Origin of the sequence: Coleofasciculus sp. E1-EBD-02 (assembly GCF_040218245.1) — a bacterium.
In the GTDB taxonomy this organism is placed as follows: Bacteria; Cyanobacteriota; Cyanobacteriia; order Cyanobacteriales; family Coleofasciculaceae; genus Coleofasciculus.
This window is the reverse complement of record NZ_JAVJQN010000097.1, coordinates 1-21,265: the sequence shown is the minus strand read 5'-3', so window position 1 is coordinate 21,265 and position 21,265 is coordinate 1. Positions and strand designations below refer to the sequence as shown.

At 45.3% G+C, this 21,265-nt stretch carries 23 protein-coding genes; 12 read left to right on the top strand and 11 right to left on the bottom strand.

Annotated features, from left to right (window positions below; all coding sequences use genetic code 11):
• Positions 1-283 precede the first annotated feature (283 nt).
• The 5 genes from RIC07_RS15860 (at position 284) to cobT (ending at position 4,819) form a co-directional block, all read left to right on the top strand.
• Positions 284-991 (top strand): Crp/Fnr family transcriptional regulator, encoded by a 708-nt coding sequence (locus RIC07_RS15860; RefSeq protein WP_446341464.1) that lies wholly within the window; start codon positions 284-286, stop codon positions 989-991.
• Between the two features lie 134 nt (positions 992-1,125).
• Entirely contained in the window at positions 1,126-1,959 is an 834-nt protein-coding gene (locus tag RIC07_RS15855; protein WP_446395375.1) for a DUF2232 domain-containing protein, read from the top strand.
• 211 nt (positions 1,960-2,170) lie between these two features.
• Positions 2,171-2,674 carry a DUF4278 domain-containing protein gene (locus RIC07_RS15850; protein WP_446395374.1) on the top strand — a complete coding sequence of 168 codons (504 nt, stop codon included), beginning with the start codon at positions 2,171-2,173 and terminating at the stop codon, positions 2,672-2,674.
• 34 nt (positions 2,675-2,708) lie between these two features.
• A complete protein-coding gene (gene cysK / locus RIC07_RS15845) occupies positions 2,709-3,671 on the top strand; it encodes a cysteine synthase A (protein WP_446395373.1) in 963 nt (320 codons plus the stop codon).
• A gap of 41 nt (positions 3,672-3,712) precedes the next feature.
• The gene (cobT, locus tag RIC07_RS15840) at positions 3,713-4,819 is read left to right on the top strand and encodes a nicotinate mononucleotide-dependent phosphoribosyltransferase CobT (protein ID WP_446395372.1); all 1,107 of its coding nucleotides are present in this window, start codon (positions 3,713-3,715) and stop codon (positions 4,817-4,819) included.
• A gap of 13 nt (positions 4,820-4,832) precedes the next feature.
• Here the strand turns inward: cobT and RIC07_RS15835 are convergent, their stop codons facing one another.
• On the bottom strand, positions 4,833-5,252 hold the full coding sequence (locus RIC07_RS15835) for a hypothetical protein (RefSeq protein ID WP_446380741.1): 420 nt from the start codon (positions 5,250-5,252) through the stop codon (positions 4,833-4,835).
• Between the two features lie 432 nt (positions 5,253-5,684).
• On the opposite strand from RIC07_RS15835, the gene RIC07_RS15830 reads away from it, so the two are divergent.
• A complete protein-coding gene (locus RIC07_RS15830) occupies positions 5,685-6,878 on the top strand; it encodes an extracellular solute-binding protein (RefSeq protein ID WP_446395371.1) in 1,194 nt (397 codons plus the stop codon).
• A 60-nt stretch (positions 6,879-6,938) separates the two neighbouring features.
• Here the strand turns inward: RIC07_RS15830 and RIC07_RS15825 are convergent, their stop codons facing one another.
• From RIC07_RS15825 to RIC07_RS15815, 3 genes are all read right to left on the bottom strand, one after another.
• Positions 6,939-8,600, bottom strand: coding sequence for a pentapeptide repeat-containing protein (locus tag RIC07_RS15825; protein ID WP_446395370.1), 1,662 nt, complete (start codon positions 8,598-8,600; stop codon positions 6,939-6,941).
• A 338-nt stretch (positions 8,601-8,938) separates the two neighbouring features.
• On the bottom strand, positions 8,939-9,082 hold the full coding sequence (locus RIC07_RS15820; RefSeq protein WP_446380738.1) for a hypothetical protein: 144 nt from the start codon (positions 9,080-9,082) through the stop codon (positions 8,939-8,941).
• A 103-nt stretch (positions 9,083-9,185) separates the two neighbouring features.
• A complete protein-coding gene (locus tag RIC07_RS15815) occupies positions 9,186-9,971 on the bottom strand; it encodes a hypothetical protein (protein ID WP_446395369.1) in 786 nt (261 codons plus the stop codon).
• Positions 9,972-10,401: 430 nt separating this feature from the next.
• Here RIC07_RS15815 and zds point away from each other — a divergent pair, with 430 nt between their 5' ends.
• From zds to RIC07_RS15800, 3 genes are all read left to right on the top strand, one after another.
• A complete protein-coding gene (gene zds, locus RIC07_RS15810) occupies positions 10,402-11,871 on the top strand; it encodes a 9,9'-di-cis-zeta-carotene desaturase (protein ID WP_446395368.1) in 1,470 nt (489 codons plus the stop codon).
• 290 nt (positions 11,872-12,161) lie between these two features.
• Complete coding sequence (locus RIC07_RS15805) at positions 12,162-12,611, top strand: SRPBCC family protein (RefSeq protein ID WP_044207922.1); 450 nt, start codon at positions 12,162-12,164, stop codon at positions 12,609-12,611.
• 337 nt (positions 12,612-12,948) lie between these two features.
• Complete coding sequence (locus RIC07_RS15800) at positions 12,949-13,971, top strand: acyltransferase family protein (RefSeq protein ID WP_446395367.1); 1,023 nt, start codon at positions 12,949-12,951, stop codon at positions 13,969-13,971.
• 164 nt (positions 13,972-14,135) lie between these two features.
• Here RIC07_RS15800 and RIC07_RS15795 read toward each other — a convergent pair whose 3' ends face one another.
• Positions 14,136-15,371, bottom strand: coding sequence for an RRXRR domain-containing protein (locus tag RIC07_RS15795; protein WP_446395366.1), 1,236 nt, complete (start codon positions 15,369-15,371; stop codon positions 14,136-14,138).
• Between the two features lie 304 nt (positions 15,372-15,675).
• Here RIC07_RS15795 and RIC07_RS15790 point away from each other — a divergent pair, with 304 nt between their 5' ends.
• Positions 15,676-15,912, top strand: coding sequence for a hypothetical protein (locus RIC07_RS15790; RefSeq protein WP_446395365.1), 237 nt, complete (start codon positions 15,676-15,678; stop codon positions 15,910-15,912).
• A 58-nt stretch (positions 15,913-15,970) separates the two neighbouring features.
• Here RIC07_RS15790 and lipA read toward each other — a convergent pair whose 3' ends face one another.
• Entirely contained in the window at positions 15,971-16,900 is a 930-nt protein-coding gene (lipA, locus tag RIC07_RS15785) for a lipoyl synthase (RefSeq protein ID WP_446395364.1), read from the bottom strand.
• Positions 16,901-17,202: 302 nt separating this feature from the next.
• On the opposite strand from lipA, the gene RIC07_RS15780 reads away from it, so the two are divergent.
• Positions 17,203-17,757 (top strand): response regulator, encoded by a 555-nt coding sequence (locus tag RIC07_RS15780; RefSeq protein ID WP_446395363.1) that lies wholly within the window; start codon positions 17,203-17,205, stop codon positions 17,755-17,757.
• 36 nt (positions 17,758-17,793) lie between these two features.
• Positions 17,794-18,585, top strand: a complete 792-nt coding sequence (locus tag RIC07_RS15775; RefSeq protein ID WP_446395362.1) for a tryptophan-rich sensory protein — start codon at positions 17,794-17,796, stop codon at positions 18,583-18,585.
• Positions 18,586-18,684: 99 nt separating this feature from the next.
• Here RIC07_RS15775 and RIC07_RS15770 read toward each other — a convergent pair whose 3' ends face one another.
• The 5 genes from RIC07_RS15770 to RIC07_RS15750 all read right to left on the bottom strand — a co-directional run.
• The gene (locus RIC07_RS15770; RefSeq protein WP_446395361.1) at positions 18,685-19,572 is read right to left on the bottom strand and encodes a hypothetical protein; all 888 of its coding nucleotides are present in this window, start codon (positions 19,570-19,572) and stop codon (positions 18,685-18,687) included.
• A 67-nt stretch (positions 19,573-19,639) separates the two neighbouring features.
• A complete protein-coding gene (locus RIC07_RS15765; protein ID WP_446395360.1) occupies positions 19,640-19,801 on the bottom strand; it encodes a hypothetical protein in 162 nt (53 codons plus the stop codon).
• Between the two features lie 103 nt (positions 19,802-19,904).
• Positions 19,905-20,414 carry a hypothetical protein gene (locus tag RIC07_RS15760; protein ID WP_446395405.1) on the bottom strand — a complete coding sequence of 170 codons (510 nt, stop codon included), beginning with the start codon at positions 20,412-20,414 and terminating at the stop codon, positions 19,905-19,907.
• Positions 20,415-20,425: 11 nt separating this feature from the next.
• Positions 20,426-20,734, bottom strand: a complete 309-nt coding sequence (locus RIC07_RS15755; RefSeq protein WP_446395359.1) for a hypothetical protein — start codon at positions 20,732-20,734, stop codon at positions 20,426-20,428.
• 20 nt (positions 20,735-20,754) lie between these two features.
• Positions 20,755-21,265, bottom strand: a 511-nt coding sequence (locus tag RIC07_RS15750) for an IS200/IS605 family accessory protein TnpB-related protein (RefSeq protein ID WP_446395358.1), incomplete at its 5' end; no start/stop codon positions are given.

Here is a 21,265-nt window from a genome sequence, read left to right as displayed (position 1 = left end):
ATATGCAGCATAATAGCTGTGTACCAATCTCCGGCTGATTAGCTTTAATTTCCAATAGGATTAGAATTGAAGGCACTTCGAGGGAGTATAGCGCCGTTCATCGATCAGGACATAAGTCCCTTGTATCTGCCATTATGGCGGGTCTGGATGGGGTGATGAGGGGCGCTTGTACCACAACGACTCAATTTTGTGTCTGTTGTGGAACAGGAAGGGACTTGCTTAAGTTTTTGAGGATAACAAATCGCCGTACTTGTCCACGGCGTATACAATGTGGTTTGGCTTCATGGATGATCGATACAGCTCACACGAAATGAACTCTAATGTTAATGAGTTGATTCGCACTGCTCCTTTATTTTCTGGCTTACCAGAAGCCAGTGTGAATCAAGCGACTTCTCATGTTGTTACTCGCAGCCACCCCAAGGATCGAGTTATTTTGCTGGAGAATGACTGGGGTGGCTCGGTTTACTTCATTTTGGAGGGCTGGGCAAAAATTCGTACCTATAACCTGGAAGGGAAAGAGGTGACCCTCAACATTTTAGGGAAGGGGGAAATTTTTGGCGAAATGGCGGCGCTGGATGAGGTGCCTCGTTCTACCGATGTGATTACCTTAACGCCCACGACGATTGGCAGTATACCTGCCCAGGATTTTATCCAGCTTATTCATGATGAACCTTTAGCCGGGGTTCGTTTGTCTCAGCTTATGGCAAAGCGCTTGCGCCAAGTTAATCGCCGTCTCCGCCTGAGAGAGTCGGATAGTACCTCACGAGTGGCAGACACGCTCCTGTTTTTGGCAGAGGGTCAGGGTAAAGTCAAGCAGCAAGGTACTGAGATTCCCAACTTACCCCATCGCGAGTTAAGCAGTTTGAGTGGATTGGCGCGGGAGACAGTGACGCGAGTTTTGACGAAGCTAGAAAAAAAAGGCTTGATTAAGCGAGAACACGATATTATGTTTATCCCGGATCTGGCGGCATTAGAACGCATTATTGCTTAGAAGTGTTATTTGTCTTATGTCCTTTGGCATTGGTAAGGTTTGAGGCAGATTTAGCTACCTAAGGGGATCAAGCGATCATGTCGAGGTGAAAGGGGCGTTAAAGTGGAGGTTGATCAAGCGTTGATAAAAGCTGAATGAGCGATTCTTTTGAGGATGCCCAAGTGCCTCGCCCTAATCCCGATCAGAATACTGAATCCTCCTCGAAGGACTCAGAAAATGTTAATGACGAATGGGATTTGGTGGAGGAACTAGAGCCAGAGACGGAACCATCAACCAATGCTAGACCTGAAAGGCTAATCCCTAATCAGGACAGAAATTCGGCGAGTCCCCAACAGCAGGCACAACAGCGACAATTCAATACCACTGTCGTCATGGTGGAAACGGCGTTCCTCGCCAGTACAGCGAGTTTGATTTGGCTAATTAATTATTATTTTCCCCTCGGTCCAGTCTTGAAGATGTTTTTCCCGGTGCCAATCGCCTTGGTGTATATGCGTCGGGGAAATCGAGCCTCTTGGATGGCGGCACTGGTTTCAGGGTTATTGCTGTCGGTGCTACAAGGACCAACCCGCAGTATCCTGTTTTTGATTCCCTACGGTTTGATGGGCGTTCAGTTGGGCGCGTTGTGGAAACGTCAAGCCAATTGGTTATTTTCGATTGGGATTGGTACGCTACTAGGAACTTTAGGATTCTTTTTTCGCTTTTGGTTACTCTCGATTCTTTTGAGTGAGGATCTGTGGGTTTATGTGATGACTCAAATTACCGAATTAGTGGAATGGGGGTTTGTCAAGCTGGGGTTGCTGGCTCAACCCAGTTTAACGTTAATTCAGTTGGTGGCAATTGTGGCAATTGTGATCAACAATGCCATTTATTTATTTGTGGTTCATCTGGTGGCGTTACTCATCTTTGATCGCCTGAAAAGTCCCATTCCTCGTCCGCCTCAGTGGGTACAAGTTTTGCTGGATTATTAATTTTTGTAAACACGCCTCAAACCCTTAGATAAGAAGAATGACGTAGCTGTCTTCTCAAGGGAGCGAGTATGACAAATGACGATTCCTACCATCAACTTTAATTTTGTCCGACTACTTATCTGTCAATATTGCTACAACAGGGTTGGCTCACCTGTTGATACGTTGGTAATTCGCTAAGATAACAGATTAAGTAGGTTACAGGTCACTAGATATGTCTTTATTGTTTATCATTCCCTTGGGGATTTTCCTCGTCACTGCGTATCTTTTTAAACAATTGGCTAATGAAATGGCTTATCTTGCCGCTGCCATTGCTTTAGTTAGCTTAGTTGTAACGTTATGTTTAGCACCCTGGCAAATTCAATTATTGCTGCTGGCATTAGTCATTTTTAGCAATCATAGACGCAGTTCTTCATCGTCTCAGCCCGCCACAGAGTCCTCATTGCTGGATGAGAATAACGTTAAGCTGGTTTATCGAGGCGTTAACTATGACCTAAGCCCTGCCCAGGTTGAGGTAACGGAAGATGAGGTGATCGGAAAATATCGGGGTCAGGCTTTGAGAGTTCACCATTTGGTGAAACCTCCAGCTACGTCAACTATCTTACCCTTGAAATATCGAGGGGTTAGCGTTAGCGATCAAAAATCGCTGATACCTGTGGTAAAAGAACAGGAATTAACCCAAAACAGTAATTGGAGTAAAGGCGGTAGGATAGATTAACTCTGAAGTGACGAGTCGTTGATAAGGAGAAACTATGCGGATTGCTCATAATATCACAGAAGTAATTGGTCACACTCCCCTAATTCAGCTCAACCGGATTCCTCAAGCCGAGGGATGTGTAGGACGAATTGTGGTGAAACTGGAGGGAATGAACCCTGCCGCTTCTGTGAAAGATCGCATCGGGATGAGTATGATTCAGGCAGCAGAAGAAGCGGGTCAGATTCATCCGGGAAAAACGGTGTTAGTGGAACCAACATCGGGGAATACAGGTATTGCCTTAGCCATGGTAGCCGCCGCTAAAGGATATGAGCTAATCTTGACGATGCCCGATACGATGAGCATGGAACGGCGATCTATGCTGAAAGCGTATGGAGCCAAACTAGAGCTGACACCCGGAAGCGAGGGAATGAAAGGAGCAATTCGCCGAGCCAACGAAATTACCGAAAGCACTCCTGAAGCCTTTATGCTGCAACAGTTTCAGAATTCAGCTAATCCCAAAATTCATCGGGAGACGACGGCTGAAGAAATTTGGGCAGATACTGAGGGGCAGGTCGATATTCTTATTTCTGGCGTTGGCACTGGTGGTACGATTACTGGTATTGCCGAAGTGCTTAAGCAACGTAAACCCGATTTTACCGCGATCGCCGTTGAACCGACCAGTAGTCCAGTTCTCTCTGGCGGACAAGCCGGACCCCATAAGATTCAAGGGATTGGTGCTGGCTTTGTCCCTCAAGTTTTGCGTACAGACTTGATTGATGAAGTGGTTCAAGTCAGTGATGAAGATGCTATCGCTTTTGGTCGCCGTTTGGCACGAGAAGAAGGGTTGTTATCGGGAATCTCCTCCGGTGCCGCTTTATGTGCCGCAATTCGGGTGGCGAAACGTCCGGAGAATGCGGGTAAGTTAATTGTTATGGTACAGCCCAGTTTTGGTGAACGCTATTTGAGTACACCTTTGTTTCGAGAACTGGATCAATCCGAAACACCTGTCCTAGTTTAATGGTTATTGGTCATTTGTCCTTTGTCATTCGTCCTTTGTAATTGATCCGCATCTATACCCAGTTTGTTCAAGGAAATCAATGGTTGCAGCAGTATCGGGGACAACCGCCCCTACTCGCTTGCATTTTAGGATTTACGGCAACAGGGTTGATCCCCGGCATTTCTGCGGCTGGGGCAACTCCAGAGGATCGGAAGTATACTGCGATCGCGGATGCTGAATTCTTGGTTAATGGTTTTACTGCCAATCCTCAGTATCCTCTACCTCCCTTGGATGCTGGGGCGTCGCCTGTCCTGATTTCTCGTGCTGTCGTTGAAGCTTGTCACCTTCCGGTTTATCTATTCAATGCGGGTTTACTTCAACCGCCAGCCGTCCCAGCTATAGATTTAGGAGGTTTACCCGCTAACTGTTTAACCACGGGAAAAGCCTTGCCCATCAATACTGTAAAACAGCTATTTGAGCAAGGCTTAATTTGGGGTCAAAAGCTGGCAACTCTAACCCCAAACGGATATGTAATGATTGCTGAATGCGTCGTTGGCGGAACCACAACGGCTTTGAGTGTGTTGACGGGGTTGGGTATTGCCGCCATGGGTAAAGTCAATAGCAGCCATCCTCACTGTAATCATCGCCAAAAAGCAGAAATCGTTCGGATTGGACTACAACAGGCAGACTGGGAAGAGAAACTGGCAGAATTCATTGATCCCTTCGAGTTAGTCGCCGCCGTAGGTGATCCCATGCAAATTACAGCCGCCGGAATGGTGATTGGGGCAAGTCAAAGCGTTGGTGTTTTGTTAGCTGGAGGGACACAAATGCTGGCGGTTTATGCACTAGCACGGGCGTTGGCGCTTCTTCGTCTTGATTCCTTACCATGGCAACCTAAGCAGGTGGTTGTCGGTACAACTCGCTGGGTGGCAGATGATCCCACGGGTGATACTGTGGGATTAGCACGAGCGATCGGCGGTGTTCCCCTTTTGGCAACTGACTTAAGTTTTGCCCAGTCAAGTTATCCGCAGCTACGGGCTTACGAACAAGGATATGTCAAGGAAGGTGTCGGTGCGGGAGGATGTGCGATCGCGTCCCATCTTTACCAAGGATGGAACACTACTCAATTACTGCAAGCCATTCAAGCACTTCTGGCTCAACACCATTAACCCGGATTGATGATCAAGAGTGAATACGGCGGGCGAGAAGCTGTTCTTCTAAAGCCGCAATGCGATTGTAAGCGGCGGTCAATTGGGCGGTGAGACGTTGCACTTGCACATCAGCAGACAGGAAATTCTCTGAATTATGATTTCCGTTGTGATTCGTATGAAATTGAGCGACTTCACCGTTATCCTCGATCAGGATATCTTTATGTTCCATCCCAGAGTCCAGCAGTTGGGGATTCGCATAGACGGGGATGTCATTAACCTTTGCGGTTGATGCCTGTAGCTCAGAGTCTACAGTTGACATCGGTGGGACTTCAGGGAGACACTGGGATACCTTGTTGTTGAGTTGCTCAATACTTTGGTATATGGCATCAACTTTATAATTTAGGGCGTTGATTTGTTGTTGAACTGTATCCATCTGATTACCAATTTCCATAGCGAGTTCTATTTCATGCTAGTCAATTTACACTCAAAAGCTACCTTCCTGCGGATTCATTTAACTATTTGAGACAATTCATATCCCTATATCCGGCTGATTGTTCACAGCGCATAAGTTTCAACCATTAAGTCAACCCTCAAAATTATTTATCTTGGGCTTTAATCACCTTTTTTTCCTAGATTTTCGCTGTGTCTTCCTTCAATGTCACCGAATCTAAATATTTAATATTTTATTTACAATTGTGCCTTCAACTCAGTCCGAACTCTGGATAAGTTCCCAGATTTACTCAACGAGTTACGGAACACTGGTCACTTGTATAGCAGATGGATTCTTTGGCTGTCAGTCTCACAGAACACCAAAATTGTGTTAGTTTGTTGGGAGCAAGCGTATACAACGTAGTATTTTTACTCAATTCACCAGATTTTTGGGATGAAACGACGCTCCTTTCTCATGGGCGCTAGCGCCCTAGCACTGGGGCAATTGGCGTCTGGGTGTGGCAATAGACAGTCAACGGCTTTAAATGTAGGACTGTTGCAAAATTCAATTCCGGTTCAGTTATTGGCTGAATTTCGCCGAACCCTGGAGTCACCCGTGAGGCTCAAGTTTGACCCACAAGCCCAGCTTAAGGATATATACCAGAACCTTCGGGTGTGGAAACGACAATCAGAAAACCCAGAATCCTCGCCTGGGTTTTCCCTTCCTCTGATTAGTCGCAAACCTCCCGCGATCGCTAATTTAGTGACGTTGGGCGATTATTGGTTAGAATCTGCGATTCAGCAGCAACTGATTCAACCGCTACAACTGTCAACATTACCAGGATGGGAACAGCTACCCCCGCGTTGGCAAGGGATTGTCAGACGCAATCGCCAAGGACAACTGGATGAATCGGGATTAATCTGGGGCGCACCCTATCGCTGGGGGACAGTAGTAATTGCCTATCGCCGGGATAAGTTTGAGGAATTAGGGTGGACACCGACAGATTGGAGTGACTTATGGCGTCCAGAATTACGCGATCGCATTTCGTTACTTGATAGTCCGCGAGAGGTGATTGGGTTGACCTTGAAAAAATTAGGATTTTCCTATAATACCGCAAACTTGAGTCAAGTCCCCAATCTGAAAACTGAACTCTTAGACCTGCATAAACAGGTTAAACTCTACAGTTCAGATCACTATCTAGAACCCTTAGTGTTAGGCGATACCTGGTTAGCCGTAGGTTGGTCTACCGATATCCTATCCCTGCGCGGACGCGATCGCCAAATTCAAGCTGTCATTCCTCGTTCAGGAACCTCTCTTTGGGCAGATGTGTGGGTACAACCTGCTGTGAAGAAGACGGCTGCTGAATCGCCAGAACCAGAAACGTCCCAATCATTAACTCAGCAATGGATTGATTTTTGCTGGCGACAACAATCCGCGATCGACATTTCGTTATTAAGTCATGCGGCTTCACCAATACTGGTTACCCTAAATCCGGCTACGTTACCTGACTCACTGCGACAGAGTTCGGTACTCTTACCCGAATCCTTTGTTTTCAATAACAGTGAATTCCTGCATCTTCTACCTAACAGTACAAGTCAGCAGTATCAAGCTCTGTGGAAAAACATTCGTAGAATTCGATTGGTGTAACAGACTCAGTGTATTGATGCAACTTCTATTACTGATGATTCATTACGGGTCATCATATCATTACTCATATGAAGATTCCTCTGGAGAATTAACTTTATTTTCAACCTTAGTCTCAGACATGATTGTCCCCTTTAATTTAGCATCTTTCAAGTTAGTTCCTCCAAAATTTGCTCCTTCTAGATTTGCATCTGAAAGGTTTGCTTTTTCCAAGTTAGCGCCTGAAAGGTTTGTATCTGACAAATTAGCATCTTGGAGATCGGCTTTAAACAAAATAGCATCTTGTAGATTCGCACGATTTAAATCTACACCATTCAAAAGAGCTTCACTAAGATTTGCCCACTGTAAATCAACCTCACCTAGAGAATAGTTTCTTAGATCTGCACCATTTAAGTTACACTGTCGGCACTGGCGAGAACTTCTGAGCTTTCTCACATTTTCAGCTACCTCTTGGCTAACTGTTAAGCCTTTAGATGAAGGTTGCCAAGTTTTAATTTCACCCAAAGTACTACCAGTTACAAGAGTTTTACCGTCAGAACTGATAGCGATTTCTTCAACCCAGGACGAATTTCCTTTAAGAATACGAATTAAATCACCATTGCTGATATTCCAAATCTTTACGCTTCGATCCCTAGATCCAGCAAATAGTGTCTGTCCATCAGGGCTAAACGCCAGAGAATCAATGATACCTGTTGCCGCAGAAATAATTTGAACCTTCTCTTGAGAATTTATTGATTCTTTTATTCTCAAAAAGCGCTGTAAATCATTTGGCTTTTTAATTGTCAGATGCCAAAGTTCAACCGCTGTGTAATTTCCGCTAATGGCAAGCCATTGTCCATCATCATTAGCACCAAAGGCAATTTCTTGAACATCTGGAAACCTTCCTCTTAGGCTAGTCAACTTTTTGTTACTCCCTAAGTGCCATAAATCAACGCGGTTAGATTCCTCACTGGCAATTGCAACAAGTTGCTCTTTTAAATCGAAGGCGGCTGCACGGACTTTTCCTAATCCCCCTGTAAGGGGATCAAGGCGTTTATACTCTTTTTCAATAATCCAACGTTCTATTGTTTTTATGGTCTGTTCATCATTATCAGGGTTTTGTCGATGACCAACAGCAATTAAGGTTTGGTTGTCAGGGAATGCAACTAATTTAACCTCACTGGAATCGGGTTTAGCCTTACTGGAGTCTGGTTCAACCTCACTAGAATCGGGTTTAGCCTCACTAGAATTTAGCATAAATTCCTCAAAAGTTTGCAGTAAATTCCCTGTCTCAAAGTCCCACAACTTAACGGTTTTATCATCGGAACTACTGGCAATTCTTTTTCCATCAGGACTAATCGCAACTGAAGAAATTGCATCTGAATGTCCTCGCAGAGTCCGAATCAGTCTGCCCGTTTCTAACTCCCAAATTTTTACCGTCTGGTCATCAGCGCCACTAATCAAATGTGTCCCATCAGGGCTAATGACCAACGCGGTGATCCACTTTGTTCGACTAACGGCGTCTGAGATCGTCTGTTCAAGCTGAACATTTCGCCAAATTTCGGAGGCTTCAGTTGTCTCTGAATCAGGAAGTTCTGATTTTTTGGGAGTGGAGCGTGATTGGAACCACCAGTACAATCCAGCCAATGTTATCACAACAACAATCAGTGTTGTTAAGAGATTTCGGGATAGTGGTCTTGAGTTCATTAGAAGTCCGATAAATTCATCTTCTTTCAATTGAAACACGGACTGTCATATTCTTTCAGGCGTTGATACCGTCACATAGATGGAGCATCTTCCGAGTGGTAGGTTAGCTCAGATATTATCTGCTTTCACGCTCCATGTTCTCTTTGGGTTCAAGTACGTAGGCGGAGCCTCCTCGAATGGTAACTCAACTCCGATGAGAGCCTTTGGATTTCACGATCGCTCTACCCAACCGACAAGAACGTTTTGTGCTTGCCCTGACATACTTCCCAAGTAATTAGGGGCTGCTGAATAAGTGTTGTGGTGAGGGGGTCTCACCACAATTGCCCAAAGGCTCATACAACCTGGATTAACCGTAGAATAAGGCTTTCTACACTCTGTCAAAATTTCGGGTCGGTCAAAAATGCTCGAAACCTACTCCAGGCAAAGGTTTCGACGACTAAGATAGCAAAACTTTTGAGAAATGTGGGAGCAGAGGAAGCTGGTGGAGTAATGGTGCATTGTTCCGGGTTCGGTGATGCCATGATGCGTGAAGGATGCTACCAGATTTCCTGAAAAACAAGTAACTGTTAACACACATCAAAGTATTGATGGCTAAGGGTTTTGGAGTTGTGCAGCCAGCCCTAATTAATATCCCAGTTTCTGGTAATGACGCTTGAGCAGGCGTTGAGCTGCATCCGAGGAAATATTTACAGGTTCAAAGGCTTTAGCATCGAATCGGCTTGTGCTAATCGTCATCAATTGCCAATTGCCTTGCTCATGCTGGAGAATGGCATCTCCACCAAGCTCTTCCATCGCCCACGTTACAATCGCATAAGGCTCATCAATGGTGATTTCTAGAAACCGAACATTGTCGTGCCATTTATCCCAGTCATCTAGCAGCTTTTTTTCTAACTTATCTTTGCTTTCGTTAATAGTTATTTGCTGATGCTCGGTCAAAACCGGGGCTTTAACTAACAAGACGGTTAGCAAATTTAAGTGAATATTTAAATGATAGATCATCGCCCCCAAACGACGAATCGCATAGGCTAAATTTTCATCAACATTCTTTAGATCACTCGGATTATTGCTGTGTTGCAGTTTCTTGCGACGTTCCAGGGAATGATTATAATCTTCAACTAAACCGAATATGCTCGTTGTCTTGCTGTCAAGCATGTAGAGAACATACTCATCCACCAATAAATGTTGAGGCGGGATTTTATAAATAATTTTTTTTAATTGGTCTACATTGATTGGCTCAACCTGACTCTTCTCAAATGCTTGAATGTTGGGATGATCGAGTAAACTCAGTTCATGGCGAATGACTTGATCCGCTTTACGAAGCTTCAAAAAAATAGTATCGACTTCAACCGCTAGGGAAGATAGTAATACTTTCTCTTCCTCTCTTTTAAGTTCTTTGTTGTTCAAACACATTTGAGTTGCATTAAGAATGATTGAGCAAAAACAGTGACATGAAAACTGCTATTGCCTGTCGGCTTGGTTAGGATTAGGCTCACGTCTAAGACCTTAACTCAGTAGAAGGACTTTGACTGGTGTTTTACCTTTGATTAGCAACCCTGATGTTCTGATTGAGTAACCTTGCCTGCTTTCTCTTTGGCGAGATATTCGCGTTACCCAATTTTTGTAGACTGGTAAGCCTGTAATACGTAATGTATAACATGTAAGACACTGTGTACATTCTAATTCCTATTGGCTGACATCAGCAAGTCGGTTTAGCCAACTTTATCAAGATTTCATCCCCGCAAACAAAACTGGGATCAACGGCGATCGCAAACCAATAAGCTGCATCTGGAACCCAAATTCTATTACAATCTGTAAAGAAAACCGAAAAGGAAGGGCTACGATGCGCGTTGCGATCGTTGGGGCAGGACTTGCCGGAATGGCGACGGCTGTAGAATTAGTCGATGCCGGACATGAAGTCGAAATCTTTGAATCCCGTCCATTCGTGGGCGGCAAAGTTGGCAGTTGGGTAGATGCCGAGGGCAATCACATCGAGATGGGGTTGCACGTCTTTTTTGGCTGCTACTACAACTTGTTTGACTTGATGCAGAAGGTAGGGGCATTGGAGAACCTACGTCTCAAGGAACATACCCATACCTTTATTAATCGGGGTGGGCGCACGGGGGCGCTAGACTTTCGCTTTATCACCGGAGCGCCGTTTAATGGACTCAAAGCCTTTTTTACCACCTCCCAGCTATCACCCCAGGATAAGCTACAAAACGCGATCGCACTCGGAACCAGTCCCCTAGTACGCGGGTTGGTAGACTTTAACGGGGCAATGCAAACGATTCGCGACTTAGATAAAATCAGCTTTGCCGACTGGTTCCGCAAGCATGGGGGGTCTAACGGCAGCTTAAAGCGGATGTGGAATCCCATCGCCTACGCCCTCGGTTTTATCGATACAGAGAATATCTCTGCCCGTTGCATGTTGACAATCTTCCAGTTCTTTGCTGCAAAAACAGAAGCCTCTGTTCTCAGGATGCTGGAAGGTTCGCCTAATGAATACTTACATCAACCGATTATCAATTACCTAGAAGCGCGAGGAGCAAAAATTTATACCCGGCGACGGGTGAGAGAAATCCTCTACACCGAGACAGGAGACTCAGCTAACGTGACAGGTTTAGTCATCGCCCAAGGTGAAAGCGAAGAAACCATTACCGCCGATGCTTACGTTTGCGCCGCCGATGTGCCAGGAGTGCAGCGTCTGTTACCAGAATCATGGCGCAAATGGTCAGAGTTTGACAATCTCTACAAGCTAGACACCGTACCTGTCGCCACCGTACAACTGCGGTTTGATGGTTGGGTGACAGAACTCCACGATCCTCAAAAAAGGAAGCAACTGGCACAAGCGACGGGGATGGATAATCTCCTCTATACTCCCGATGCAGATTTTTCCTGCTTTGCTGACTTAGCCTTAACCAGTCCCGGTGACTATTACAAAGAAGGACAAGGGTCATTGTTGCAATTAGTGCTAACGCCCGGTGATCCATTTATCCGGCAAAATAATGAATCCATCGCCCACCATGTCCTCCAGCAAGTCCATGAACTCTTCCCGTCTTCGCGAGAATTGAACATGACCTGGTACAGTGTGGTTAAATTAGCTCAATCGCTTTACCGAGAAGCTCCGGGCATGGACCCTTATCGCCCTAACCAAAAAACCTCAGTGAGCAACTTCTTCTTGGCAGGGAGCTACACCCAACAAGATTACATCGATAGTATGGAAGGCGCGACTCTATCCGGACGGCGTGCGGCTAAAGCGATTCTAGAACATGCACAACAACCTGTAGAACCAACCCTCGTTACCACGACTTAAAAGATATCTAAGAACCGGGGAAGCAGGGGTGTAGGGGCGGGTTTTACTGATAACATTCTGGAAGCAACCGATAACGTGACTAAACCCGCCCTTGCAGGGGAAGCAGGGGGAGAGAAACTACTATTATGATCTACAACTTGCTATGAATTATGAATTTGAATTACTTGTTCCCTGTTTCCTATTCCCTGACAAATGACGAATGACAAATGACAAATGACGAATGACAAATGACAAATGACAAATGACAAATGACGAATGACAAATGACAAATGACAAATGACGAATGACAAATGACAAATAACTCTGACTGGCTAGAACACAGTGTACAAGTTGAAGTCGAGGTGCCAATGGAAACTGTTTGGAGCCTCTGGTCTGATTTAGAACAAATGCCTCGCTGGATGAAGTGGATTGACTCGGTACAAGTATTAGAAGATAATCCAGATTTATCCCGTTGGAAACTCGCCAGCAGTGGCTTTGAATTTAGCTGGATCTCTCGCATTCTGAAATTAGTCCCCCATCAGATTATTCAGTGGGAATCTGTTGATGGTTTACCGAATCGGGGTGCAGTACGCTTTTATGATCGCCACGGTAGTAGTGTTGTTAAACTTACAGTGGCTTACGATATTCCCGGTATTTTGGGTAAGTTGATGGATGGTTTGTTTTTAGGTCGAATTGTCGAGTCTACGATTCAAGCCGATTTGGATCGGTTCCGGGACTATGCGCTTAAAATCCAAAGTTAAGAACGTTGATTGTTGAGCAAGAGGAGGCGATTGAAATCGCTGCTACACAAACAAAGTCCGCCTGCGCGGACTGGGTTATAACGGGGTAGCGTTACCCGGATTGGGTATCACTCTTCGTTCCTGATTAACCATCTGTTTAAATCTGTTAAAATCTAACCTAAATTCCAAAATGTTTTATTTTCAGTATAATTAAACATTCCCATAGATATAGCGCTTTCTCAGCCTGTGAGGTACATCTAAATGAAGGGTCAATGTAGGGGCGCAAAGCTTGCGCCCTTAACGATGTATCACATCGAACCGGGAATTGCTATATGCACCCTGAGTTGAGGATTGGCTGATGGCTAATAACTCTAGACAAATCCAAACTCCATTAGCGACTAAACAGCGGGTGCAATGGGTTGATTATGCCAAGGGGATCGGAATATTTTTAGTCGTTTTTGGTCATACGCTCCGAGGTTTAGTTAATAGCTCAATCCTTGAGACTTCAACAATAGTTGTCTCGATTGATCAGTGGATTTATTCCTTTCACATGCCACTATTCTTTTACCTCTCAGGATTATTTATTGAGCGTTCCGCCTCCAAACCGCTAAGAGAGTTTGTCGTCAGTAAGCTCAAAGTTATCGCCTACCCCTACTTAGTCTGGTCAGTGCTTCAGACTGTCCTTCAGGCTATAGCATCAAGTTATACCAATAATTCAGTTTCCTTGGGTAACTTGTGGCGAATTATCTACCAACCCGTGATGCAATATTGGTTTCTCTACACTTTGTTTGTCATCATGGTGGTCTACGCAATTGTCCGCAAATTCAATGTTTCTTCCAGAGTATTTTTAATTTTGGCGATTTTGTTTTACTTGACGCAAATTGTTGATGTTGGCTTGGGTTCGTGGAGGGTTTTATATTCAGTCCGCCGCTATGCTATCTACCTCGCTTTGGGGGCGGTAGTAGGCAGTAGTCGATTCATGTCACAGTTGAGTCAATGGAAAACCCAAACTTTGCTCATGGTTACAATTGCTGGATTTTGGGCTGTGGGATTAGCGGTTGGGTTCAATTTGATGGCGGTCAAATTACTGACGCCTATAGTGGCTATCTTTGGCATCACCGCCTCAGTTGCTTTGGCGATTCTCCTGGATCGGTTTAATAGAATTGAGTTTGTGAAACAGTGGGGAAGCTTGTCGCTAGAAATATTCGTGGCTCATACAATCGCTTCGGCATCACTACGAATTTTCCTCCAATATGTTTTCGGGTTTACCAATCCGATCGCGCACCTTATCCTTGGCACAGCCCTAGGTATTTATGCGCCGATCGCACTGTATCGAATTTGCCAACCAAGTCGGCTTCGATATATGTTTCGCCTCGCTTAATACCCGTTGTGCCGTTCGCCCGGTATCTGAGTCAAGACTATTTTCTCAAAACCCAATCACGATCGAGACTGATGAATTTTCATCGTATACCTCGTGAGACCCCACATTCAGCGAAGCAATGCGGGGAGGGATAGAGGTCAAATCGACCCTTTACTTCGACAAGCTCAGTACAAGTCAACAAGGGGAGATTTGACCCTTCGGCTTCGCTCAGGGTCAACACCGAGCGGAGCCGAGGTGTTGACAATCCAGTTGAAGGCGCGACATTTCGACTTCGCTTGGCGGCGAACGATTAACCCCGTACTTCGCTGCAACAACCGAACTTTTTTGGCAGTAAACTGCCCTAACCGTTTCCAACTAGCATCGCTAACTGAAACCTGTTTCTCGGTGTCTCCAGAACACCAACCGATGTATACCTTCCCGGCTTTTTCGGCTAAAACCTTGTCACCCTTTCTGAACCCATGACGGGTAACTGTACCGCCATACTTGCGCCGTTTGTTTCCTTTGGACGGAACACAAAGATGTAATTGTCTGCGACTAACGGGCGGTCTACGGATTATCGCAAATGGTGCAGGTGTGATTTGAACATCGCCGCACCAACTTCCATGTTTGGCATTATTCGAGTGCCATTCCCGCCATTGGATAAACTCAAACGCGGCTAAGGCGACGCCATCGACAGCATGGGTTGCAGGTGTCTGATTAGCTTTGTTTTTCTTGTCTTTGGCTAATCCTAACCACTGTCTAAGTTGGCTAGTTCCATTACCATCCCTTTGCCATCCTTGGTGGGTTGTCACTGGAGCTAGTTTAGACAACCAAGTCAACATTTGTTTTTGACCGACCATGACTGGAGAGAAGCCAACGCCAGACCGAGCCGATTTGCGACCACTGGTTCTGTCTACGTCAGCCATAACCAACTCATAATGAATGGCGCTGACGGGGAACAACTTAAACAGCTCTTTGACTACCCGCAACTCTAGCTGTTTGTTAGCTCGAATTGAGGGAGGTAGTTTGGCTTGCTTGCGATTATCAAACCGCTTTTGACGATGACACCGCTCAGAGTAGGGTAACTTTCGGTTAATCCGCCTTCCTCGTCTTGCTCGACGCATGACCCGACGTAACTCCATCCGCTCTTTAACTGTTTTGAACGGTAGAACTAGGTGAGCCATCCAGAGGGTAGCGTGACTTGATTGAACCCCAATGCCTGAGTAGCATTTGCCTGGATCTATGCCCAAAGCTATAGGCTGCGTTTCCTCTGCTGTTTCAAAGGTTAACTGAATGGCAAAACATTCTAAGTCGTTGTGTGCAATTTTGGCTTTACCTTCTTTTAACCAACGTCTAGCTCTACTAGCTTTTGTTGGCATTAAGGGTTTGCCTGATTTTGATAGAACTGGTACTCGTAGCATGGTGATAAACCTCACGAGTGAAAGTGTGTAGTCCCTTCCCGCATCTAAACCAAGATGTCCTAACTGAATAGCGGCTCGACAAAAAGCCTTAAAGATAACTTGGACTAGGGAAGTATCCAAGAGTTTGTACCAGGTTTAGACTCTGTGCGGATATTCAACTCTTGCGTTGCTAGATTTGTCTCTAGCAATCCCTAACCTCAAGCGATAGCTAGGTTAGGGTTGTTGAACCTATTTGCAGATTCGATTTACTCGAATCCTAAGATAGGTTGCAGTTATAGATAGTCGCAGGATTCACAGAAACATTATGGCTGATATGACTCCTAAAGCAAACAACGAACCCAACCCAAAAGAAGCCGGAAATCTTTCTGATGTACCCATCGAAGATACTGACTTGGTTTCGGATACACCTGTAGACGATAAAGATACTGAGGAAGCCGTTATTTCCAACCTCCCCCAGGAAGTGACTGAATCTTATGGAACTGGTGTTCCTCTTGATCCAGCGTTGAATGTCGGTGGACGAACCACACACGATCAGGCTTGATGAATCCAATCACTATTCCCTGTTCCCTTGTCCTCCTAGTGAATCCCGTTCATTCTGGTCACTCGCCCGCGTGATAGGAACTACGAACCAAGGGACCCGAACGGACATGAGTGAAACCCATGTCTTTGGCGATCGCACCCAGTCGCTCAAATTCCTCTGGTGTCCAATAGCGTTGCACTCTCAGGTGTTCCAGGGAGGGACGCATATATTGCCCTAGGGTGAGGCGATCGCATTCAGCACGGCGTAAATCCTCCATGGCTTCGATTACCTCAGCTTCCGTCTCTCCATGTCCTACCATTAATCCTGACTTCGTGGGAATTGTCGGGTCAAGGGCTTTAACGATGCGGAGAACATCAAGCGATCGCTCATATTGGGCACCCCGGCGCACTCGCCCTTGCAATCGCTTGACGGTTTCAATATTGTGGTTATAACAAGCCGGACGCGCCTGAACCACCGTTTTCACCCGTTGGCGCTGCAACTCGGTTGGCGTTTGATTCTCCTGAGTTCTCCCGCCCCAAAAATCTGCCGTTAGCACCTCAATCTGAGTATCTGGATTCAGTCCCCGGATGGCATCCATTGTGGCAACAAACCAACCTGCACCCTGATCGGGTAAATCATCTCGCGCTACGGATGTCAGTACCACATACCGTAATCCCAACAACTGAACCGATTCGGCAATTTTCTGGGGTTCTTCGGGATCAAGAGGCATCGGAGCATGACCCTTATCCACTTGACAAAACGCACAAGCACGGGTACAGGTTTGACCCATTAGCAAAAAGGTCGCCGTTTTGTTGGCATAACACTCCCCGCGATTGGGACAGCGCCCCTCTTCACAGATCGTGTGAATTTGCCGTTGTTTCACAATGCGCTGCACCGTAGAGATATCACTGGCATTACCAATGGGGCGTCGTAACCAACTGGGTAGAGCAGTAATTTCCTCTCGCCAAAGGTTTTTAGCAGACAGATTGGGTTGAGTCGGCAAATCCATAATAATTGTGGTGAGCTATCAGCAACAGTGTTACTCTGTACGATAAAAATGGTAAAGCATTTTACTCTGACTCTGATTTGATCCGAGTTTTGCTCTCAACCAACCAAGCAGATTACTCTAGAATCATGGACAACGAGTGCTTTTGGGTTCAATCTCAAAACAGCAAAAGAGTTACAGGTGTCGGTCGGTCATCCGTTATTTTCCCGCAAACAGACTCTATGAGGTCTGTCTGAGTGGAGTTATGGGGTCTGGTCTACCTGGGCTGAAGACGTTTTTCTTTTACCTTTCCAAAGGAGTCAGTCGTGGCAAGCCATAAAATATTAGTTATTGATGACAGTAGAGTTATCCGGATGCGTGTTAAAGAAATGTTGCCGCCCGGTAACTTTGAAGTGTTAGAAGCCAAAGATGGTATTGAAGGTCTTAATCAAATCCGTCAGGAGCATCCCAACCTAATTATGTTAGATTTTCTTCTTCCTAAAATGAGTGGTTGGGATGTTTTTCAACAAATTCAAAGTGACGCTACTCTCCAGAGTATTCCTTTAGTATTAATGTCAGGTCGTAAGGAAGAAGTAACCGAGAAGATACCAGAGCCGTTTGAGTATTTTGCCTTCGTCGAAAAGCCCTTTGAAAAGAAGCAACTGGTTGATGCAATTAAGGAAGCGATGGCGAAGGCGAAAAAACGCCCCGTTATGGCTCCACCCCCCAAAGAAGAAGCCCCTGCGGGTGAAGCTCCTGGTGTTTCATCAGACGAAGTTCAAGCATTAAATGCAAAAATTGAACATTTACAGTCAGAAGTTGATGGGTTGAAAAAACAAATGGGACAACTCGTGTCATTTATTAAGCAAAAACTCAAGTGACCTTCAGCATAACCGAGATTTCAACTCGGTGAGACTATGAAACGGCTCAATTCCTATTTAAACTCAGATCGCCTCCGGCAAGTTCTCACATTGAGTGCGATCCTTGCCGCTTTTGGTATTAATGTCTGGGCAAATATCGCGCCGATTGGTGGACTAACAATCGGCGAAATCTCCAATACTCTCTTTGGGGAAATTAAGATTATCCCAGCCAGCTATGCTTTTGCTATATGGGGGATCATTTATCTGGGTTTGATTAGTCTGGGGATCTATCAGGTACTCCCTAACCAGCGGCAAAATACTTATCTGCGTCAGATGGGTTATGGTTTAGTGCTGGCGAGTGTTGCCCAGATTGTTTGGGTATTTTTGTTCCAGTATCGCCAGTTTGCGCTGTCGCTGGTGGCGATGCTGGGGATTTTAGTGCCACTGATTCGAGTGTATTGGCGGTTGGGTATTGGTTCTGTCAAGGTGTCTCGGAAAGAGAAATGGTATGTTCACATTCCCGTGAGTATCTATTTGGCGTGGATCAGTGTAGCCACGATTCTGAATGTGGCAATTGTACTCTATGACCTTGGCTGGAATGGCTGGGGGATTGACCCCTCGGTGTGGACAGCAATTGTCCTACTTGTCGGGGCGGCGATTGCAGCAACGGTGATTATTCAGCGAGTGGATCTTGCTTTTCCCCTCGTAATTGCCTGGGCGTATAGTGCGATCGCGGTGCGTCATGCGGATACCTTGCTGATTTCTGGAGTCGCTGGGGGATGTGCGATCGCACTTGTGTTATTCGCTGGGTTGAAACGTTACCGCAAGGAGAGATCAAGACTAACATAAAGTCCGCGCAGGCGGGCTTTGTTTGTGTAGACGTGAATTACATTCGGCGTCTACTCATTCGCCGTCTACTTTTTATAGATTGAACGGGGAATTTATTGATCAAATTTCAGCCGCAGCTCGTTCAATTAAACGGTGGGCGACGGTTTGAGTACCAGTATGTTCGTAATAATTCGTTGACGTGTCTAAAAATGCAGCTAGATAATCCAACTTATCATCCGCAATTTCCACAAATCCTTGCAGATTATTAACCACCTTTTGTGGCGTTAACCCTCTCGCCGCGACTACGCCACCCATCCAACCTTTCACCGCATCGAAGCTTTCCCCAATAAAGTTCAGCTTTCCTTCAGAACTATTTCCCGGAATTAAACTGCTGATTTGTTGAAAGCTGGAATTTTGCTCTAAGCGCGAGGGACTTAATCCAGAAAGCGTTGATTGTGCCACTTGAATGAAATCAGGACCCAGGGGAATCAAACCATCAATACAGATAAGTCCCGCCATTCGGATCATCGACTCACCGCTATAGTCCGCTAAAGCATTGACAAAATCCCCGATACTGTCTCCAGGAATGCCGTTAATTTGACAAAACGCCACCAATTCTGCCACAACTTTTAAACACAGATCGATGGTTTGTGCCGTATCAGCTTTGGGCGTAAGTCGATTTAAAAATCCCAGAAACGAAACTCGTTCACCGATTTTATTGGCTAAAGCTGCCGCACCGAGAGCAAAATCCGCACTATCAACAGATTGGAACAGCCAAATTGCCCGTTGATAGCCTTGGGACTTGTCGTTATAGAGCCAAAGAGCGCGTTCACTAATATCCTGAATTAATGCCGGATCATCTTCCCCTGTAACCTCGCGCACGGTATTTTCAAAGCCAACCACATTTTGCCAATCACCAGGAGCAACAAAGTCTAAGGCTTTCAAGACGGAAACGGTTAGTCCACCTTCAGGTAAATTATCAACTAATTCAATAATAGATTTACTCATGTAAAATCTCCTATAAATCGTTTCAATGATATCTTTATAGCACTACGAGGATACGTTAGGACATCAGTTAATCCCAACAGGGAACGGGGAACAGGGAACAGGGAACAGTAGAAAATGTCCTAACCTGCCTTAGTAAGGCTATACTTTGTTCCCAATGACCAATGACCAATGACCAATGACCAATGACCAATGACCAATGACCAATGACCAATGACCAATGACCAATCATAGAGAACTAACCTTTCTGTGTAATCAGTGTAACTAAGCTTTCATCCCCTACCCGCATCTGGACAATAAATCTGGGAAATCAGTGTTTTGACGAATGACCAATTTTATTTGAGTTGGGATAATCCTTGCAGATCAAACTTTTCTAACCAAGCCTCGCGATCGCTAGGGGTAAAAGAGTCGTCACGGGATTGGACTTTGACTTGGAAGCGATCGCGAACCAGAATCGCTGTTTGTGTCTTCCCCCGTTCCACACCAGGATACCCGGCAATTGTTTTAGAACTATCCTGGAATTTCTTCGCTGCACTGGGGTTATTGGCTAAATCATTAATCGACAGCACCGCCACATCCTTACCATCCTGTTTCAGCTTGGCTTCGGCAAATCCAGTTTTCTCTTGGGCAAACACTCGCTTATAATCACCGCTAGCGTCGGGGAAGAATTGATTAAACTGCCCCCCAGCCAAAGGTTCACCGGAAACCTGAGTGGGTTGCTGAGTGCTAGTTTGAGGTGCTTGGCTAGAAGGTGGGGGAGCGGTTGACGGTGCGGCACAAGCCGTCACGAGTAAAAATAGCGAGAGTGATAAAGCGGTGAGTATTTTACCGATTCTGAACATCAGGGTTAGCGTCCTCATCGTGTGTGCCAAGATTTCCTCATTTTGACATAGCGATCGCGCAAATACGTTTGCCGTTGTTGCCAGATGGCTTCGAGTCGAGAAAAGGCTTCTTTTGTGTATCGTTGAGATTCTTGCTGGATGAGTAACCAAAGGGTATTGAGGGTTTCCAGGTTTGGGCAGAAGCGGATTAGGGTACGACAAGCGGCAATCCACTGTTCTAGCTTGCGGTAACTAATAAAGTAACCGCCCAATCCTTCGATATGTACCCAGAGGACGTTATAGTTGGTAAAAGTATAGTCAAATATAGACAGACTGAATTTCATTGCAGAAATTCCCTTCGCTTTTACTTTGAGAGATTAATTCTCCTTGGATGAACTACGCACCTCTCTATCCCATAGCGGTTAAACGCATTTGGGAATGCTTTTCGCAAAATATTGTAGGAACCTATAACATCAGATTGAACAAGAACCCCCTGCTCTGTACGATATAAACCTCGTTTAATTCTTTTTCCTGAAAAAACAGGTTTTTCCGTGAGCTGTCCATAAATTGGTAGAGGATCTAAATTCAAAAAATTAGAAGCTGAGGTATAAGATTCTTCTTGAAGAATCACAGATATTCCGGCTAATTGACATTTGTAAATAATCATGTCAATTAATCGAGCATGAGGAACAGTCACAAATTTTTGATTGTTGACTTTTCCTAAGTTCACTTCTTGTTTCCAACCGTCATTTTTCCCAATGACTAAAGTGGTGATATCTTGGTCAACTAAGAGATTGACTAAATAACGACTAGCTCGATGAAGATAATTATCTATCTTCTGATTACGGCAACGGGTTAAACGACAAATTCTCTGG

Bases quoted from the DNA above. Each gene is read 5' to 3' on its own strand.
- RIC07_RS15800 (WP_446395367.1), top strand. From the start codon at position 12,949: ATGGCTAATAACTCTAGACAAATCCAAACTCCATTAGCGACTAAACAG.
- RIC07_RS15830 (WP_446395371.1), top strand. From the start codon at position 5,685: ATGAAACGACGCTCCTTTCTCATGGGCGCTAGCGCCCTAGCACTGGGG.
- RIC07_RS15820 (WP_446380738.1), bottom strand. From the start codon at position 9,082: ATGGCATCACCGAACCCGGAACAATGCACCATTACTCCACCAGCTTCC.
- RIC07_RS15860 (WP_446341464.1), top strand. From the start codon at position 284: ATGGATGATCGATACAGCTCACACGAAATGAACTCTAATGTTAATGAG.
- RIC07_RS15790 (WP_446395365.1), top strand. From the start codon at position 15,676: ATGGCTGATATGACTCCTAAAGCAAACAACGAACCCAACCCAAAAGAA.
- RIC07_RS15795 (WP_446395366.1), bottom strand. From the start codon at position 15,371: ATGCTACGAGTACCAGTTCTATCAAAATCAGGCAAACCCTTAATGCCA.
- RIC07_RS15765 (WP_446395360.1), bottom strand. From the start codon at position 19,801: ATGATTGGTCATTGGTCATTGGTCATTGGTCATTGGTCATTGGTCATT.
- RIC07_RS15770 (WP_446395361.1), bottom strand. From the start codon at position 19,572: ATGAGTAAATCTATTATTGAATTAGTTGATAATTTACCTGAAGGTGGA.
- RIC07_RS15775 (WP_446395362.1), top strand. From the start codon at position 17,794: ATGAAACGGCTCAATTCCTATTTAAACTCAGATCGCCTCCGGCAAGTT.
- lipA (WP_446395364.1), bottom strand. From the start codon at position 16,900: ATGGATTTGCCGACTCAACCCAATCTGTCTGCTAAAAACCTTTGGCGA.
- RIC07_RS15755 (WP_446395359.1), bottom strand. From the start codon at position 20,734: ATGAAATTCAGTCTGTCTATATTTGACTATACTTTTACCAACTATAAC.
- RIC07_RS15815 (WP_446395369.1), bottom strand. From the start codon at position 9,971: ATGTGTTTGAACAACAAAGAACTTAAAAGAGAGGAAGAGAAAGTATTA.
- RIC07_RS15835 (WP_446380741.1), bottom strand. From the start codon at position 5,252: ATGGAAATTGGTAATCAGATGGATACAGTTCAACAACAAATCAACGCC.
- RIC07_RS15855 (WP_446395375.1), top strand. From the start codon at position 1,126: ATGAGCGATTCTTTTGAGGATGCCCAAGTGCCTCGCCCTAATCCCGAT.
- cysK (WP_446395373.1), top strand. From the start codon at position 2,709: ATGCGGATTGCTCATAATATCACAGAAGTAATTGGTCACACTCCCCTA.
- zds (WP_446395368.1), top strand. From the start codon at position 10,402: ATGCGCGTTGCGATCGTTGGGGCAGGACTTGCCGGAATGGCGACGGCT.
- RIC07_RS15805 (WP_044207922.1), top strand. From the start codon at position 12,162: ATGACAAATAACTCTGACTGGCTAGAACACAGTGTACAAGTTGAAGTC.
- RIC07_RS15850 (WP_446395374.1), top strand. From the start codon at position 2,171: ATGTCTTTATTGTTTATCATTCCCTTGGGGATTTTCCTCGTCACTGCG.